Origin of the sequence: Kitasatospora sp. NPDC051984 (assembly GCF_044593455.1) — a bacterium.
Taxonomy (GTDB): domain Bacteria; phylum Actinomycetota; class Actinomycetes; order Streptomycetales; family Streptomycetaceae; genus Kitasatospora.
In genome coordinates, this window is the sequence record NZ_JBIUCB010000003.1 from 79,163 (window position 1) to 93,666 (window position 14,504).

A 14,504-nucleotide genomic window follows, 5' to 3' on the forward strand; every position below is an offset into this window, starting at 1 on the left:
ACCCTTTCCACTCCCGGGTACTCCGGCGGTCCGTGCTCGGGCCGGTCCGGCGCCCCCGCCGGTCCGGCCGCACCTCCCGCCGGGAGGTCAGTAGCGCGCCATGGATTTCCTCCGTGCTGCCGATGTCCGGTTCCGATGGTCACTGCTGATGACCGTGAATCGCTGTCCTGCACTTCCCTGCACTTCTTCCTGGGAACAGAATTCCGCAACAAATCGACAAAGCACCAGCACCACTGGGCCTTTTCCCTCGTTCGCGTGATACCGAGGCCGCCGCACGAGGTGGCCGGCCGCTGGTTGCACGGCTGTTGAGCTGCGCTTCTGCCCGGACGGCGGAGCGCAGGCCGCCGCTTTCCGGCGAGTCGTTCCACCCTGCAGGCGCACGAATGGTGCGCCCGCGCCCCGGTCACAGCCGAGATGACCGTCAAATGTCGATTTTTATCCGCACGCCAGGGGCAATGGAAATCCGATCCGAATTCAGAACGATTCTCAGATCATCTTTCCCGGGTTGAGCAGACCCAGCGGATCGAAGACCGCCTTGATCTGCCGCTGCAGCTCCAGCCCGACCGACCCCAGCTCCCGGGCCAGCCACTCGCGCTTCAGCAACCCGATGCCGTGCTCGCCCGTCACCGTGCCGCCCAGCTCCAGGCCGAGCGCCATGATCTCGTCGAAGGAGATCCGGGCCCGCTCCGCCTGCTCCGGATCCTTGGCGTCGAAGATCACCACCGGGTGGGTGTTGCCGTCGCCCGCGTGCGAGACCACGCCGATGGTCAGCCCGTGCCGCTCGGCGATCTCCGCGACGCCGTTCAGCATCGCGGCCAGCGCGCTGCGCGGCACCGCCACGTCGTCGATCATCGTGGTGCCCCTCCGCTCCAGCGCGGGCAGCGCCAGCCGGCGGGCCTGGAGCAGCAGTTCGGACTCCGCCCGGTCCTCGGCCGGCACCACCTCGGTGGCCCCGGCGGCCGTGCACAGCGCGCCGACCGCGGCCAGCAGCTCGCGCTGGTCCGGGCCGTCGAAGGCGACCAGCAGCAGCGCCCTGGTGGACTCCGGCAGCCCCATCTGCGCCATCTCGTTGACCGCCCGGACGGTGGTGGCGTCCATCAGCTCCATCAGCGAGGGCGTGAACCCGGCGGCCATCACGTCGCACACCGCCCGCCCGGCGGCGTCCACCGAGTCGAACTCGGCCGCCAGCACCAGCTGCGGGCCGGGCGCGGGACGCAGCGCGAGCACCGCCTCGACCACCACGCCGAGGGTGCCCTCGGAGCCGACCAGCAGCCTGGTCAGGTCGTAGCCCGCCACGCCCTTGGCCGTGCGCCGGCCGGTCCGCAGCAGTCGGCCGTCGGCCAGCACCACGTCCAGGCCGAGCACGTACTCGCTGGTCACGCCGTACTTCACGCAGCACAGGCCGCCGGCGCCGGTGCCGATGTTGCCGCCGATGGTGCAGGACTCCCAGCTCGACGGGTCCGGCGGGTAGGCCAGCTGCTGGGCCTCGGCGGCCCGGGACAGTTCGGCGTTGACCACGCCGGGCTGCACGATCGCGATCCGGTCGACCGGGTCCAGGTGCAGGATCCGGTTCATCCGGGTCAGCGAGAGCAGGATGCAGCCGTCGACGGCGTTCGCGCCGCCGGACAGGCCGGTGCGCGCGCCCTGCGGCACCACCGGCACCCGCAGTTCGGTGGCGGTGCGCATCACGTGCTGCACCTGCTCGACCGTCTCCGGGAAGACCAGCACGGCCGGCTCGCCCGCCTCGCAGAATCCCGCCATGTCGCGGGCGTACGCGCCCGTGACGTCCGGGTCCACCGCGACGGCGCCGTCCGGCAGTCCCTTGCTCAGCCGCTCGACCAGCTCACTCACGACAACCTCCACTCGTTCCGCCCGCACTCTCCTCCCCCGCCCGGCCCCCCGCAATCGTCACCGGCCACTGTCGGGCTGTCGGTCGGTTCGGGCACCCTGGTACCCATGCGCGCACCCCGTGTCCAGTGCCCCGCCTGCGGCCGTCCGGTCGCCCTCATGCCCACCCGCCGCACCGGCTACGGCATCGTCCACGACCACAAACGCGACCGCCGCTCGCTGGTGCTGTGCGACGGCAGCATGCGCCAACTCCCGTTCAGCGACGCCACCCTGTGGCAGGACGCGCTGCCCGGCCTGCCCGCCCAGGACGGCGAACCCACGCTGTTCTGACGGCCCGTCGCCCCGGGGCTGGCCAGTACCGGACGCCACGAGTAGCGTCCCCGTGCGACGGTTCGTCCTGGGGGGCACGACATGGCGTACGACGACGGCACGCGGTACCAGTACCTGGAGTCGCTCGACTCGACCCGGACGACCTGGCCCGGACCGGACCGCACGGCCGAGGGGCACGAGGACGAGCTGCACCTGCAGATCTTCACCGAGGTGCTGATGACGCTGGCGCTCGGCCGCGAGGTGGTCGTCCCGCAGTCGTACGCGTTCGACTCGTTCGGGTTCCAGCGGGTCGCGGCCACCGTACTGCGGGCCCGGGACAGCGGCGCGGCGGGCGAACACCCGTTCCGGCTCCACCTGTTCGGGGTGCGCTCGTACGAGGAGGCGGTGGCCGGCATCCTCGCCCAGGCGGGTGATCCGGCCAGTCCGTTCCTGAGCAGCCTGCTGCCCGAACTCAACGACCCCACCGAATACGGCCTCGACCCCGGCGACGTGCGGGAACAGGCCGCCGACTTCGACCGGCTGCTGAACGCCGAATGGCTCGACCCGGAACGGGCCGACGGGCTGGCGGTGGTCCGCGACGAGTTCCGGCACCTCCCCCGGGTCGCCGCCCGGCCGCCGGCCCGGCTGTACGCGCTCGGCGAGCTGGTGCTCGCCGCCGTCGACGAGACCTCGCCGATGGGCCGGGCGGTGGCGGACCTGCCCGAGCCGTACCGGGAGGTGCACGCCACCGTGGCCACCGCGATCCGCCGGCTCGGCGCCGACCGCCCGCACGCGTTCCACCACCGCAGCCGGCTGCGACTGGCCCGGCCGTGGCCCGGCGACGCCGCCGGACGGACCCCCGAGGAGATCGTCGGCGGGCCGGAGACCCTCGGCCTGCTGGTGGAGTTCGTCGACACCCTCTACAACCTGATCGTGGTGGACTCCATCGGCGTCGCCGACACCACCCTCAGCACCGGCCAGGGCCACGACGACAACCGGCTCGCCGCCCGCGCCACCGCCCAGGAACTCGCCCTCGCCCAGTACCGCCACCGGGCCGGACGAACCCTCCCGGAGACCGACGAGACCTCGGACGGGCCACTGTTCGAGGTGAAGGTCGGCGCGGCGGCCGGCCTCACCGACGAACGGGTACGGGCCCGGATGGCGGCGCTGCGCACCGACGCCGCCGACGCGATCGCCGCCCTGCTGCAGGCCCGCGCCGAACGCGGCCGCACCGCCAAATCGCCCTTCTGGCAAGGCATTGAGCGGCTGCGCGCGGCCGAGGACCCGCTCTCCGCGCGCAAGGCGCTGGACACCCACCTGAGCCGGGTCGCCGCCATCCTCGGCGACCGGACCGGCCTCGTCCCGATCGGCGGGATGGCCGTCGAACTGATCCTCACCGCGGCCGGCACGGTCGGCCCCGCGCTGGCCACCGAGGTGTGGAAACTGCCCGGGCTGGTCGGCTACCCCGCGATGGCGGCCGGCGCCGTCGGCAACGTCCTGTACCGCAAGGGCAAGGAGAATGTGGCACGCCGGCTCTCCACCCGGCGGCTGGCGTGCGCGCTGGGACGAGTCGTCGACGTGAGGAACTGACGCCATGACAGACACCGAGCACCCGGACGCCATCCGCCGCACCCGCGAAGTCCTCGCGTACCGCAACAGCTTCGTCGACGTCTACGACGACGAGGTCGCCTTCCCGAGCGGGACCGCCGGGCACTACCTGAGGATCAGTCACCGGGACGAGGGCCTCGGCGTGGTGATCATCCCCGTCCACGGCGACCTGATCGGACTGGTCCGCACCTACCGCTACCCGCTCGGCCGCCCTCAGTGGGGCCTGCCCCGCGGCTTCTCGCAGAGCGCCGACCCGCTGGTCACCGCGCGGGCCGAACTGCACGAGGAACTCGGCGTCCCCGACGCCGAGTTCGAGCTCCTCGGCACCATGACCCCCGACTCCGGCCTGCTCGCCAGCACCGTCGCGATCGTCCACGCCACCGTCCGCGACACCCCCTCCGGCACCCCACTGCTGCCCGACGAAGTCACCGAAACCCGCTGGCTCCCCCTCCCCGCCCTCCGCCACTGGATCACCGCCGGCCACCTCGACGACGGCATGACCCTGGCCGCCCTCACCCTCGCCCAGGCCCACGGCCGCCTCCCCTGACGGCTCCTCACCCGGCGGACGCCGAACGGCCCCCGACCGGAAACTGCAGGTCGGGGGCCGTTCTCAGGCGCGGAGGGTGTGGGATTTGAACCCACGGTGACCAGAGGCCACGACAGTTTTCAAGACTGAGTGAAGCTACTCGCCCACACCCACTCTGACCAGTCGTGCAGCCTGCAATCGCGGCTCACACGCGGCTGGCGGCCCACACCTGGCCCACAGGTGGCTGCTTCCTGCCGCACACAGCAAATCTCAAGATCTTCTCCCCGGACTCTCCCAAGGGTCGACATGCTTCGACCTGCTGTCGAAAGGTGAAGCCCGGGGACCACCCCGGGGCTGGCAGTCGCCCCCCGGGATCGCTCATGCTGTCTGGGTACCTGCCCAACGAAGGGAGCGGCCCGTGCCCGAGCGAAGCCCGCGTGGAACCTACCTGCGGATCGCTGACGCGCTGCGCACCAAGATCAAGGGGAGCCCGGAACTGACGGCGCTCCCGTCGGAAGCCGCATTGATGCGGGAGTACGGGGCCGGCCGGAGCACTGTGAAGCGGGCGCTCGATGTGCTCGCCGCCGAGAAGCTGATTCGGTCGAAGCCGGGTGTCGGGTGGGCCGTCGCCGGGAGTGAGGCCAAGCCTCCGGTGATTGAACAGCTCATCACCATGGTTCGGACGCTCGAGGTCGGGGCGGCCTTTCCTCCCGAAAAGAAGCTCGTTGAGGCCACTGGAGCCTCACGTGGCACCGTACGCAGTGCTCTCGCGCAGCTCGAAGGAGCTGGCGTCCTCGAAGTTCGCCACGGGAAGGGGCGCCATGTCCGGTCCCTCCCTTCAAGTCATTCCTGATCACTGCCTTTAGGAGCAGATGCCATCGTGTGGGCCTACGAGCTTGCCGAATCCCTTCTCTCCAACGACCTTCCCCGCCGATGGGTCCACTCCAAGGGAGTGGCGGACAAGGCACGGACTCTCGCAGGAATCCTCGGCCCGGACGCCGAGTTGCTGGAGTCCGCCGCAGTGCTTCATGACGTCGGGTATGCGCCGCGGATCGCGGCCACCGGGTTCCACCCTCTCGACGGCGCCCGCTTCCTTCGCCGGGAAGGGGTGGACGAGCGTGTCGTGCGGCTGGTGGCTCACCACTCGTGCGCGCTGCTCGAAGCCGAGGAGCGGGGCCTTCGACGGGAACTGGCGAGCGAGTTCCCGTTGGAGGAGCCGCACTTGGTCGATGCCCTGATCTACTGCGACATGACCACCACCCCGGACGGAACGCCGACCACGACGCCCGACCGCATCGCGGAGATCGTTGGCCGGTATGGGCCCGATAGCGTCGTCGGACGCTTCATCCGGCGCGCCGAGCCGGAGATCGGCGCCGCCGCACAGCGCGTCCAGTTCCGGTTGGAACAGGCCGAGACCTCCGCCTAACCGATGTATGGCTCGGTGCGATCTTGCGACAAGCCGTGGTCGATTCGAAGCCGCATCGACGGATGAATGTCCAGGTCGGCGAGGTCCGTTGGGCTCACCCAGCGGACCTCCTTGGACTCGGAACTCGTCCGCAGTGTTCCCCCGACGGGACGTGCCCGGAAGCAGATGGAGAACTGCTGCCGCACCTCTCCGTCGTCGTATGCCATGACGTGGTTCGGATCCGTGTACAGGCCGACCACCGACAGAACCTCCACGTCGATGCCCGTCTCTTCGCGGACCTCACGAACGACGGTGTCGCTGACGGACTCGCCGACGTCGTGCCCGCCACCCGGCAATGCCCACAGGTTGTTATCGGTCTTGTGGATGAGTAGCAGTTGCCCTTCGGCGTTCGTCACCACGGCCGTCACGGACGGAACCACCGAGTTCGCCGGCGGGGCTTCCGGGTCGTGAAAGTAGTCGATGCGGCTCACGCGGCCTCACTTCCGAGCTGGGGCGAGCTGATGCTTCGTGAACTCTCCCAGATCTTCTCGATGCTCGCGGCGTAGGTGCTGAACAGCTCACCGCCAGGGACCCGCGTCAGATGCATCACCGGCGCCATGAACGCGCCCACGCCGTAGACATGGCCGTTGACCAGTAGGTCGTCGTCGGCTCGGTAGAGCGAGTTGTAGAGGGTGGTCGAGTGGAGTCGGAACTCGACCCGGGGTAGACCGAACAGCGGCCCGTAGTTGGCCAGCGCGTTTCGGATCTTGCTGGCCATCGCCGTACCGATTCCCTCGTCCTCACCGCGCTGGGCCACGCCCACACAGTCGGGGTCACCCAGCATCAGCCGAACTGGCACTCCGGCGTCTGCCTTCTCTCGGACGAGCCGGTGGAACTGTGGGTCTTCCGAAAGCCAGAATCCGGCGTAAACCACGAGGTCAAAGCTCTGGTTCGCCTTCGCAAACAGCGACGTCCAGAGCTCCTTTGGTGCGACCGCACGATGCGGGTACAGCTTCACCAGTTCTGCTCGGCCTGCCTCAGCTGTCGCGCTGCTGGTCTGCTCGTCCGACCACAGGTCCGACAGGTCTCTCTGCAGCAGGTTGGCGAGCGCGTACTGGAAGCGTCGGTGCGGGCGTCGACCATCTCTGGCCTCTACCCAGCGCTCGACGGTTCGAGGACTTACTCCGAGCCGTTCTGCGATGTGCTCCAGCGTCAACTTGCTCGCGAGGATCGCCCCTCGCAGCCTCTCGTTGGCCAACCCGCCCTCCCCTGGACGAACACGCGGCGCTTGGACGATTCGGGACGCTTCGACGGTAACGAAACCGGCCAGCAGCCGTCCAGGAGCGTCGTGTTCTGACACGGCCGAAGCGCCGAATCTATTGGTGCGCAGCCAGGGTGCTCCGGCGAAGACAAGCGAAGGACTTGACGAAGCGTCATTCTGTCGGCATCGTAAGAGACATGTTCAACATGTCTCGCATGGCGGGGCTGAAGAACTGAACAGCCCTTCTTTGGGCTGCCCTGAGCTGCACAAATGCACCCCGAGGGGTGAAGGGGCCCGCGAAAGATCGGGCCGAGGTACCCGGCACCTTGTCAGCCGGAGGGTTAAAGCGCTGGTCACGCAGCTGCGTCCTAAAACGGGAGCACGCTCTCGAAAAGCAGCGGGACGACCACCATCACCCAGCTATACGCCTGTAAGGGGGTGAGCCATGAGAGCTCACCGACATTCCCGGCCCCGCCGCTGACTGCGGGCGGGGCTCACCGCTTCTGATCGCACACCAGTGATCACGGTGCCCGGCGCGCAACACCCGCCCCACAGTGGGTGGTTGGCGCGCGTCGGGTGCCGCGGCTGCTCGTGATGCACCGAGCAGTCCAGGCCCGAAGTGGGCCGCCGCGCTCCGGCCAAGGAACGCGCGGCGGCCCCGGGCCCACCTCCCACAAGAGACGAGGTAGACCTATGAAGGACATGGTTGCAGGCCAGACGGCCGCAACGGAGGAAGAGTTCGCGGAACTGGCGCTCGGCCTGGTCACGGACTCGGAGTTCGCCCACCTGTTCATCGGCGTTCCCGGTGAGAGCGAGGCTGAGCGCGAGGCCCGAATGTACGCCGCCGACGACATTGTGGCGGACCTGCGCCGGGAGGACCCGACGCTGGCCGCCTACGCCGAGCGGCTGCTGCGCATCGCGCCGGTGCCGCTGCGGCGCCCGGCGGTCATTCGCCGCACCGCGAGCGTCGAGCGGGTGGCCGCGTGACCGCCCCGGACCAGAGCGGCTCCGCTTCGGCCGCGACGCCCGTCGCTTCGACCGCGCGGTTGGCGGCTTCGGGCAGGCTCATGCTGGGCCTGACGATCCTCGCCGCAGTCGGCGGCGTGGCCCTCGCCGCGATCGGCTTCACCGGCTCCTACAACGCCCTGCGCGACCTCGGCTTCAGGCACGGCTTCGGGGACTTCAGCTACGCGTTCCCGGTCGGTGTGGACGCGGGCATCGTGGCGCTGCTGGCGATGGACCTGCACCTGATCCGTAAGGGCACGCCGTGGCCGATGCTGCGGCTGCTGGCCCACGGTTTCACCGCCGCGACGATCTACTTCAACGCCGCTTCGGCCGGGCCGCTGCTGGCGAACCCGACCGGCACGGCGATGCACGCGGTCATCCCGGTGATGTTCGTCGCGGTGGTCGAGGCCGGGCGCCGCCTGGTCGTCCGGATCACCCGGATCGAGGCCGGCCACCAACGCGACGGCGTCCCGCTTCGCCGTTGGATCCTCGCCCCCTGGCCGTCGTTCGCCATGTACCGGCGCATGCGGTTGTGGGGGATCGACTCCTACCAGCGGGCGATCGAGCTGGAGCGCGAGCGGACCGTCTACCGGGTGATGCTGGAGCGCGACCACGGCAAGAAGCTGAAGAACGTGCCCGCCGACCTGCTGCTTCCGCTCGTCATGGAGCGCTTCGGACTCAGCGTGGACGAGGCCCTGGCCCTGCCGCAGGAGGCCGACGAGGCCGCCCGCCTGCGGGCTGAACGCACCGCCGCGTTCGAAGCCGAAGCCGCGGTGCGGGCCGAGGAGCGGGCCGCCGGGGTCGAGATCTCCAAGCTCCGCACCGCCGGCCGGATCGAGTCCGCCGGGTACGAGGTCGGCGCCGAAACCGCGACCGCCAAGGCTCACGCCCACGCCCGAACCCTCGCCGCCGGCCGCGAAGCCGACGCCGCCGAACGGCTCGACCACGCGACCGAGGAACTTGCCGCCGCGGCCGCCGAGCAGGACGCCGCCGACGCCCGCCTGAAGGCCGCCGAAACCAACCGGGTCGCCGCCGAAACGGAGAAGGACGCCGCCGAAGCCAGCGAGCGCGCCACCGAAGCACAGGCCCGCACGGCAGCCCACGAGAAGACCAAGGCGGAGAACGAGGAAGCCGCTCAGACCCTCCGCCTGCGCGCCGCCGAAACCGCCAAGCTCGCCACCGAAACGGAAGCCGCCGCCGCCGAAGCAGCCCAGCGGAAGGCCGAAGCCCAGCGCGACACCGCCGCCGCCAACCGCACCCGCGCCGACCACGAAGCCGCCGAAAACACCACCCGGCTCCGCGCCGCCGAAGCCCGCGAGCGCGCCGCCGAAATCGAACTCCGCGCCGTCGAAGCCGAGGACGCCGCGAAGCTCACCCCCGCCGCCCGCGGCGCCCGCCGCGTCGCCCGGATGATCCTCGCCGCCAACGGCGACCCCGAGGCCGTCACCCTCCAGTCGATCATCGACGACCTCGGCGTCTCCCTCGCCACCGCCTCCCAGCGCCGCGCCGACGCCGCCGAACTCCTCGCCACCGGCTACCAGCCCACCGCACTCATCCTCGCCTGACCGCTCTGAACAGGAGAAACAGTCATGTCCGTTCCGAGTTGGCTCGCTGAGCGTGTCCGGGCTGAGGCGGTCATCGCCACGGCGGGCGCTCGACAGATCGCCACCGAGATCCACGACCAGGGCCGCGACCACTACGACGACCCGACGTGGCGCGTTGCGGTCGTCGCCGCCCTCCGGGCGACGGACAAGGCCGAGGAGATCGGCATCAGCCCGCAATCCATCCTCGACGCATCCAAGGCCCGACTCACCCGCTGAACAGGAGAAACACCCGTGAAGTGCTACTTCTGCAACACCGCCAAGCCGGACGTCCAGACCGTCGCCGACCCGTTCGCGGCGGACGTCTACAACGAGGAGCGGCTGATCCCGCTGTGCGACGACTGCTACGGCGACCGGGTCGAGGAGATCTAGCCATGACCGCATCCGTGATCAACGTCGTCTCGTTCGGCTACCTGCACGGCGCCCCGCCGAACGCGCACCTGGTGCTGAACCTGTCCGAGCACTTCCGCGACCCCCACGTCTCGCCTGCCCTGCGCTACATGGACGCCAACGGCCTGCCGGTCCGGCAGGCCGTCCTGGCCACGCCGGGCATCAGCGAGCTGATCTGCGCCACGAGCCTGCTCGTGGACGCGTACGACGTCGGCCCCATCGACGCGCCGCTGACCATCGCGGTCGGCTGCGCGGGTGGCCGACACCGCGCCGCCACCGTCGCCATGGCGCTCGCCGACCGACTCGGCAAGACCGGAATCCCCGTCCACCTGGAACACCGCGACCTCACCAAGCCGGTCGTGGAGCGCGACGGCGACGGGACCGTCCGGCCGGGAGACCAGCTGTTCATCGACTACATGGTCGCGTTCGAGGCGTCCGTCCTGCACACCAGCGGCTGCCCGGCGTGCGGGGACGACCAGCCGTGCGAGGAAGGCGAGGCCGTCTGGACGCGGTTCGTCGGCCTCCAGGACCGGTGGAGCAGCACCCAGAACCGCCGCTGATCGCCAACTCCCGCGCACCACAAGCCGATTGGAGCCTGTCGTGATCTCCGCCCGTGCCGCGCGGTTCGCCGCCGCCTACGCCCTGCTGCGGTCCGCCGCCGACGTCGCCGACCACTGGATCCAGACCGACCACCAGGCCCGCACCAAGGGCCAGCACGACGGCCACGAGGGCCAGTCCAGCGCCGCCGGCCGCGCCGCGTGCGCCGCGCACGTCGCCGCCTACGTCGCCACCCAGGGCCTCGCGCTGTGGGGCGGGGCCCGGCTGCTCGGCGTCCGCCTGCGGCCCGTCCCGGTGGCCGCAGCGCTGACCGTGTCCGCCGTCACCCACTACGCCGCCGACCGGCGCGAGCCCCTGCGCCGCCTCGCCGAGGCCACCGGTAAGGGCGACTTCTACGCCCTGGGCGCGGACGTCGTCGACACCTCCACCGCCGAGGACGGCATCACCGGCCGACACCTGGGCCGAGGCAGTTACGCGCTCGACCAGGCCTGGCACCACGGCTGGGAGACCGTCGCGGCGCTCATCGCCTCGGCCTGACCCGCCGCCACCCGAAACGAGTACGGAGCAGGAGGAACACCATGACCAGCACGAACAGATGGACGTCCGACCACCTGACGGCCCCGGGCGGCACCGCCATCTACGCCGCCCAGCAGCGCGAGCGGCTGCGGCAGATGGCCGACGAGGTCCAGGCCCTGGTGCGCGAGTACCGCGCCGACCTGGAGCTGGTGCACATCGACGGCGACAAGCCGCTGGAGCACAAGGTCCGCGCCTACCTCGCCACCCGGCCGCTCGCCAGCCTGGAGCGGCACCTGCGGGAGGCCGTGAACTGCGCCGGAAAGCTCGACGCGGAGTACAACCGCCGATTCGTCGAACTCCCGAAGAAGCGTGCCGCCCGCACCGCCGAGAAGGCCCTCGAAAAGGCCCGGAAGGCGGGCCTCCAGGCGGCCCGGACCATGAACGCCGTGAACACTGCCGCCACCCTTCACGGAATCACCGGTGCGGTTTCCGAAAAGGCGGAAGGAAATTCCGGTGAGAAGCAGACTCCGGCATTCCTCGACTTCCTCAAGGAGAGCGCCTGATGCCGCTCACGCCGGGCCAGGTCGCCTACTGGCAAAAGCGCCTGGCCGCGACGACGACGAACCCCGATCGGGCCCGGGTGCTGTGGGACCTGGCCCGCGCCCTGGCCGGCGCCGACGAGGAGTCGTGGGCCGATCTGGTGCGACTGCTCAGCACCTGGACCCAACACCACGCCGCGTCCTGACACCCGACTCCCAGTGACGCTTCGCGCTCATCATCATCACTCCTCTCCGCACATCCGGGGGTCCCACGTACGCGTACACGCGTACGCGTGTGAGGACCCCCGGATGCGTGACGGAGCGTGACATCCCGATTGGAGGCCCCGATGGCCGACGACGACGGGGGGACGGTGCTCGGGTTCCCCCGGCTGACGGTGCCGGGGGTCGTGGCCGAGGACCGCCCGCCCGACGACATCCCGGCGCTGGTCCCGCTCGCCACCGACCTGGCACCGCCCGCATCCCTGCTCATCCCCGACAATCCCGCCCTTTCCTCCGAAAGCGAATCCGCCGAGCCGGGCGTTCCTTCCGGCGAAAGCGGGAGCCTGGTGAACGTGGCCGCGATGTCCACGGTCATGATGGCCGGAATCACTGTGGCCGCTCTGCGGGGAGCCGCGCATTTCGTCGCCCACCTGAAATCCCGCGCCGAACACCAGAAAGCGGTGGAGGGCCAGCGGAAGTCACCGGGCAACTCCGGAACTCCACAGCCTGTGGATTCCCGCGCGCTGTTCGGCGCCTCACCCCGGGGCCGCGTCCAGTCCGGCCCGGAATTCGGGCGGAGCGCGCACCGGCAGCCGCACGGCACGGCCCGCACCGACCCGTCCGTCTCGCCGACGTTCCGCCACCACACCGCCGCCCCTGGCGGCACGACACCCGCGAAGGCACCCCACAGGCGCTCTGACGCCCCGTCAAGTGCGAGTGGGGGCGTGGGGGCGGGGCGAGTGCGAGAGGCCCGCAGAGGGGCCCTGGAAGCCTCAGGGGCGGCGGGTCGCCCGAGCCGCCTCGCCGCCGGAGGTTACTCGGGCGGCGGGATGGCCTCTTCCGCCCTCCGGGGCCGGGCCGACGGACGCCTGTCGCGCCAGCCGGCCGGACCCGACACGGTCCGGGGCGCGGTCCGCCACCGGATCGCCGACCGCATCAAGCACGGCCCCCGGGAGAAGCCGGCCAAGGCGGAGCGGACCCCGCCCGGGGCGGACACGATCCGGGGAGCCGCCAGCCGCCGGGTCGCCGACCGGATCACCACCGGCTCGTGGAAGCCGACCGGCGCTCACAAGACCCCGTCCGACTCGCCGATCACTATCCGCGCGGCACTCCGGGCGCGGGCCGCCGACCGGATCCTCAACGGCCGCAGGACCAAGCCCGACGCCGACGGCGACTCCGCCGAGTCGAAAGACCAGGCGGAGTCGGCCGCAACTCCCGGTACCGGCCTCGCTGCCCCCGCCAACGCCCCGGTCGGCGCCGCGTCCGGTCCGAAGACGGGCAGTGGCTCCACCAAGCGCGACAGGGTGAAGCCGCCGAAGCGCGCCCGCAAGCGCCGACGGATGACACCGGGAGGCGCGACCGGGGCGAGGCCCTGGCGCAGCCGCCCCGGGCAGGGCCGGTCCAGCCGTGAACGGCGTCACCGCAAGCACAACCACTGGTGGCGGCACGCGCACTGGTGGGACCGCTGGGCCAGGAACGGACGTGCTAAAGAAGCCACCCCGCCACCGAGTCAAGGCGCGGACGGCGGGTTCGGCCCACCGCCGGGCTGGGGCTGGACCGAGGGCGAGACGATCACGGTCGAGCGCGCCGACGACGGCCCCCACCGGCGCGGCCCCCGTCAGCCCGCCGCGATCGGCCGGGGACAGGCGGCCCTGCCCCCCGCGCCGGACCGCCCGGAACACCAGCGTCCCGGCACCACCGCACCGCCACCCGGCCCGCCACCGAAACCCGTTGGAGAACAGCCCGTGAGCATTCCCCTGCCGCGCGCCGCGCACGGCACGCAGTACAACGACGCCGAGTTGACGATCTACGACGTCATCGAGGCGGACGCCGACATGGGCGAGGAGATCCTCCAGGGCGCCGCCGAGGCCAAGCAGGCCGCCAACGACTGCGAAGAGCTGACGGAGCACCTGGAGAGGCTCCACGCCAAGATCCTGGAGCTGAAGGTTCCCGGCATCCTGGCCGGCGCGGTCGTCCGCCTGATGGAGAAGGCGGGCACGGTCAAGGCCCGCGCGGAGGCGGTCGCCGCGAAGATCCCGGCCGCTTCCGAGGCCATCATCGCCGCCGGCAACAACGCCGCCGACCGCCACAAGGGCCTGGCGGACGCCGTGCGCGACGCCGGTCACACCGCGCCCGCCGAGCGCGACTACCACAACGAGTAGGGAGGACGTCCGTGTCCGAGAGCACCAACGAGCCGGTGACGAGCAGTCAGCCGGTCACCACGTCCGCCGCGCCCACCGACGGGGGCAGCACCTCCAGGGTCGGGGCCGCGTTCGTCGCCGCCGGCCGGGTCATGACCGAGGCCGTCCGCTACGGCATCGTCATCGCCCAGCTCATCGAGGCCGGCGTGAAGCTGGCCCTGGTGTCCGACATCGTCACCGACGCCTACAAGTACGTCGAGAAGTGCGCCGTCTCGGTGGACCGCCTCGCCGACCAGGCCGCCGCCCTGGCCGTCGATGACGACACCGTCGCCGAACACCGCGACGCCGCCACCCTCATGCGCTCGGTCCTGGCCGAGGCCGAGGCCATGGCCGCCGACCTCGCCGACCTGTCCACCTCGTTCCACGCGACCGCCGCCGAGCACGAGGCCGACTACGGGTCGGTCGCCGAGGCCGCCAACGCCATGCCCGTCGCCATGGCCGAGCGGACTTTCTACAGCAACCGCTGACCCTCAACGGGGCGGCGGTGCCGCCCCGTTGGCGACGCCGCCGCCCCTTCA

18 protein-coding genes are annotated in these 14,504 nt (G+C 71.0%); 15 read left to right on the forward strand and 3 right to left on the reverse strand.

Going from position 1 to position 14,504, the window contains the following annotated elements:
- Positions 1–486: 486 nt before the first annotated feature.
- Positions 487–1,851, reverse strand: coding sequence for an FAD-binding oxidoreductase (locus ACIHEI_RS06905; RefSeq protein WP_396605929.1), 1,365 nt, complete (start codon positions 1,849–1,851; stop codon positions 487–489).
- 105 nt (positions 1,852–1,956) lie between these two features.
- Between ACIHEI_RS06905 and ACIHEI_RS06910 the strand changes: the two genes are divergently transcribed.
- From ACIHEI_RS06910 to ACIHEI_RS06930, 5 genes are all read left to right on the forward strand, one after another.
- Positions 1,957–2,178 (forward strand): hypothetical protein, encoded by a 222-nt coding sequence (locus ACIHEI_RS06910; protein ID WP_387639492.1) that lies wholly within the window; start codon positions 1,957–1,959, stop codon positions 2,176–2,178.
- 81 nt (positions 2,179–2,259) lie between these two features.
- Positions 2,260–3,747, forward strand: a complete 1,488-nt coding sequence (locus tag ACIHEI_RS06915) for a hypothetical protein (protein WP_396605930.1) — start codon at positions 2,260–2,262, stop codon at positions 3,745–3,747.
- Between the two features lie 4 nt (positions 3,748–3,751).
- The gene (locus ACIHEI_RS06920; RefSeq protein ID WP_396605931.1) at positions 3,752–4,312 is read left to right on the forward strand and encodes an NUDIX hydrolase; all 561 of its coding nucleotides are present in this window, start codon (positions 3,752–3,754) and stop codon (positions 4,310–4,312) included.
- Positions 4,313–4,709: 397 nt separating this feature from the next.
- Positions 4,710–5,144, forward strand: a complete 435-nt coding sequence (locus tag ACIHEI_RS06925; protein ID WP_396605932.1) for a GntR family transcriptional regulator — start codon at positions 4,710–4,712, stop codon at positions 5,142–5,144.
- A 27-nt stretch (positions 5,145–5,171) separates the two neighbouring features.
- On the forward strand, positions 5,172–5,717 hold the full coding sequence (locus ACIHEI_RS06930) for an HD domain-containing protein (protein WP_396605933.1): 546 nt from the start codon (positions 5,172–5,174) through the stop codon (positions 5,715–5,717).
- Here the strand turns inward: ACIHEI_RS06930 and ACIHEI_RS06935 are convergent.
- On the reverse strand, positions 5,714–6,187 hold the full coding sequence (locus ACIHEI_RS06935; protein WP_396605934.1) for an NUDIX hydrolase: 474 nt from the start codon (positions 6,185–6,187) through the stop codon (positions 5,714–5,716). The two genes, ACIHEI_RS06930 and ACIHEI_RS06935, sit on opposite strands and share 4 nt — an antisense overlap.
- Entirely contained in the window at positions 6,184–6,954 is a 771-nt protein-coding gene (locus ACIHEI_RS06940; protein ID WP_396605935.1) for a helix-turn-helix domain-containing protein, read from the reverse strand. The genes ACIHEI_RS06935 and ACIHEI_RS06940 overlap by 4 nt, the downstream gene beginning before the upstream one ends.
- 696 nt (positions 6,955–7,650) lie before the next feature.
- Between ACIHEI_RS06940 and ACIHEI_RS06945 the strand changes: the two genes are divergently transcribed.
- The 10 genes from ACIHEI_RS06945 to ACIHEI_RS06990 all read left to right on the forward strand — a co-directional run bounded on the left by ACIHEI_RS06945 (position 7,651) and on the right by ACIHEI_RS06990 (position 14,453).
- Positions 7,651–7,944, forward strand: coding sequence for a hypothetical protein (locus tag ACIHEI_RS06945; RefSeq protein WP_396605936.1), 294 nt, complete (start codon positions 7,651–7,653; stop codon positions 7,942–7,944).
- The gene (locus tag ACIHEI_RS06950; RefSeq protein WP_396605937.1) at positions 7,941–9,527 is read left to right on the forward strand and encodes a DUF2637 domain-containing protein; all 1,587 of its coding nucleotides are present in this window, start codon (positions 7,941–7,943) and stop codon (positions 9,525–9,527) included. Before ACIHEI_RS06945 ends, ACIHEI_RS06950 begins: the two co-directional genes overlap by 4 nt.
- A gap of 24 nt (positions 9,528–9,551) precedes the next feature.
- A complete protein-coding gene (locus ACIHEI_RS06955; RefSeq protein WP_396605938.1) occupies positions 9,552–9,782 on the forward strand; it encodes a hypothetical protein in 231 nt (76 codons plus the stop codon).
- A 15-nt stretch (positions 9,783–9,797) separates the two neighbouring features.
- On the forward strand, positions 9,798–9,935 hold the full coding sequence (locus tag ACIHEI_RS06960; RefSeq protein WP_396605939.1) for a hypothetical protein: 138 nt from the start codon (positions 9,798–9,800) through the stop codon (positions 9,933–9,935).
- A 2-nt stretch (positions 9,936–9,937) separates the two neighbouring features.
- Positions 9,938–10,513 (forward strand): hypothetical protein, encoded by a 576-nt coding sequence (locus tag ACIHEI_RS06965; protein WP_396605940.1) that lies wholly within the window; start codon positions 9,938–9,940, stop codon positions 10,511–10,513.
- Between the two features lie 40 nt (positions 10,514–10,553).
- On the forward strand, positions 10,554–11,048 hold the full coding sequence (locus ACIHEI_RS06970; RefSeq protein WP_396605941.1) for a transcriptional regulator: 495 nt from the start codon (positions 10,554–10,556) through the stop codon (positions 11,046–11,048).
- A 41-nt stretch (positions 11,049–11,089) separates the two neighbouring features.
- Positions 11,090–11,590, forward strand: coding sequence for a hypothetical protein (locus ACIHEI_RS06975; protein WP_396605942.1), 501 nt, complete (start codon positions 11,090–11,092; stop codon positions 11,588–11,590).
- Positions 11,590–11,772 (forward strand): hypothetical protein, encoded by a 183-nt coding sequence (locus ACIHEI_RS06980; RefSeq protein ID WP_396605943.1) that lies wholly within the window; start codon positions 11,590–11,592, stop codon positions 11,770–11,772. The genes ACIHEI_RS06975 and ACIHEI_RS06980 overlap by 1 nt, the downstream gene beginning before the upstream one ends.
- Positions 11,773–12,615: 843 nt before the next feature.
- Positions 12,616–13,947: a hypothetical protein gene (locus tag ACIHEI_RS06985; protein ID WP_396605944.1), complete on the forward strand. Its 1,332-nt coding sequence runs from the start codon at positions 12,616–12,618 to the stop codon at positions 13,945–13,947.
- A gap of 11 nt (positions 13,948–13,958) precedes the next feature.
- Positions 13,959–14,453 carry a hypothetical protein gene (locus ACIHEI_RS06990; RefSeq protein WP_396605945.1) on the forward strand — a complete coding sequence of 165 codons (495 nt, stop codon included), beginning with the start codon at positions 13,959–13,961 and terminating at the stop codon, positions 14,451–14,453.
- Positions 14,454–14,504: the final 51 nt, after the last annotated feature.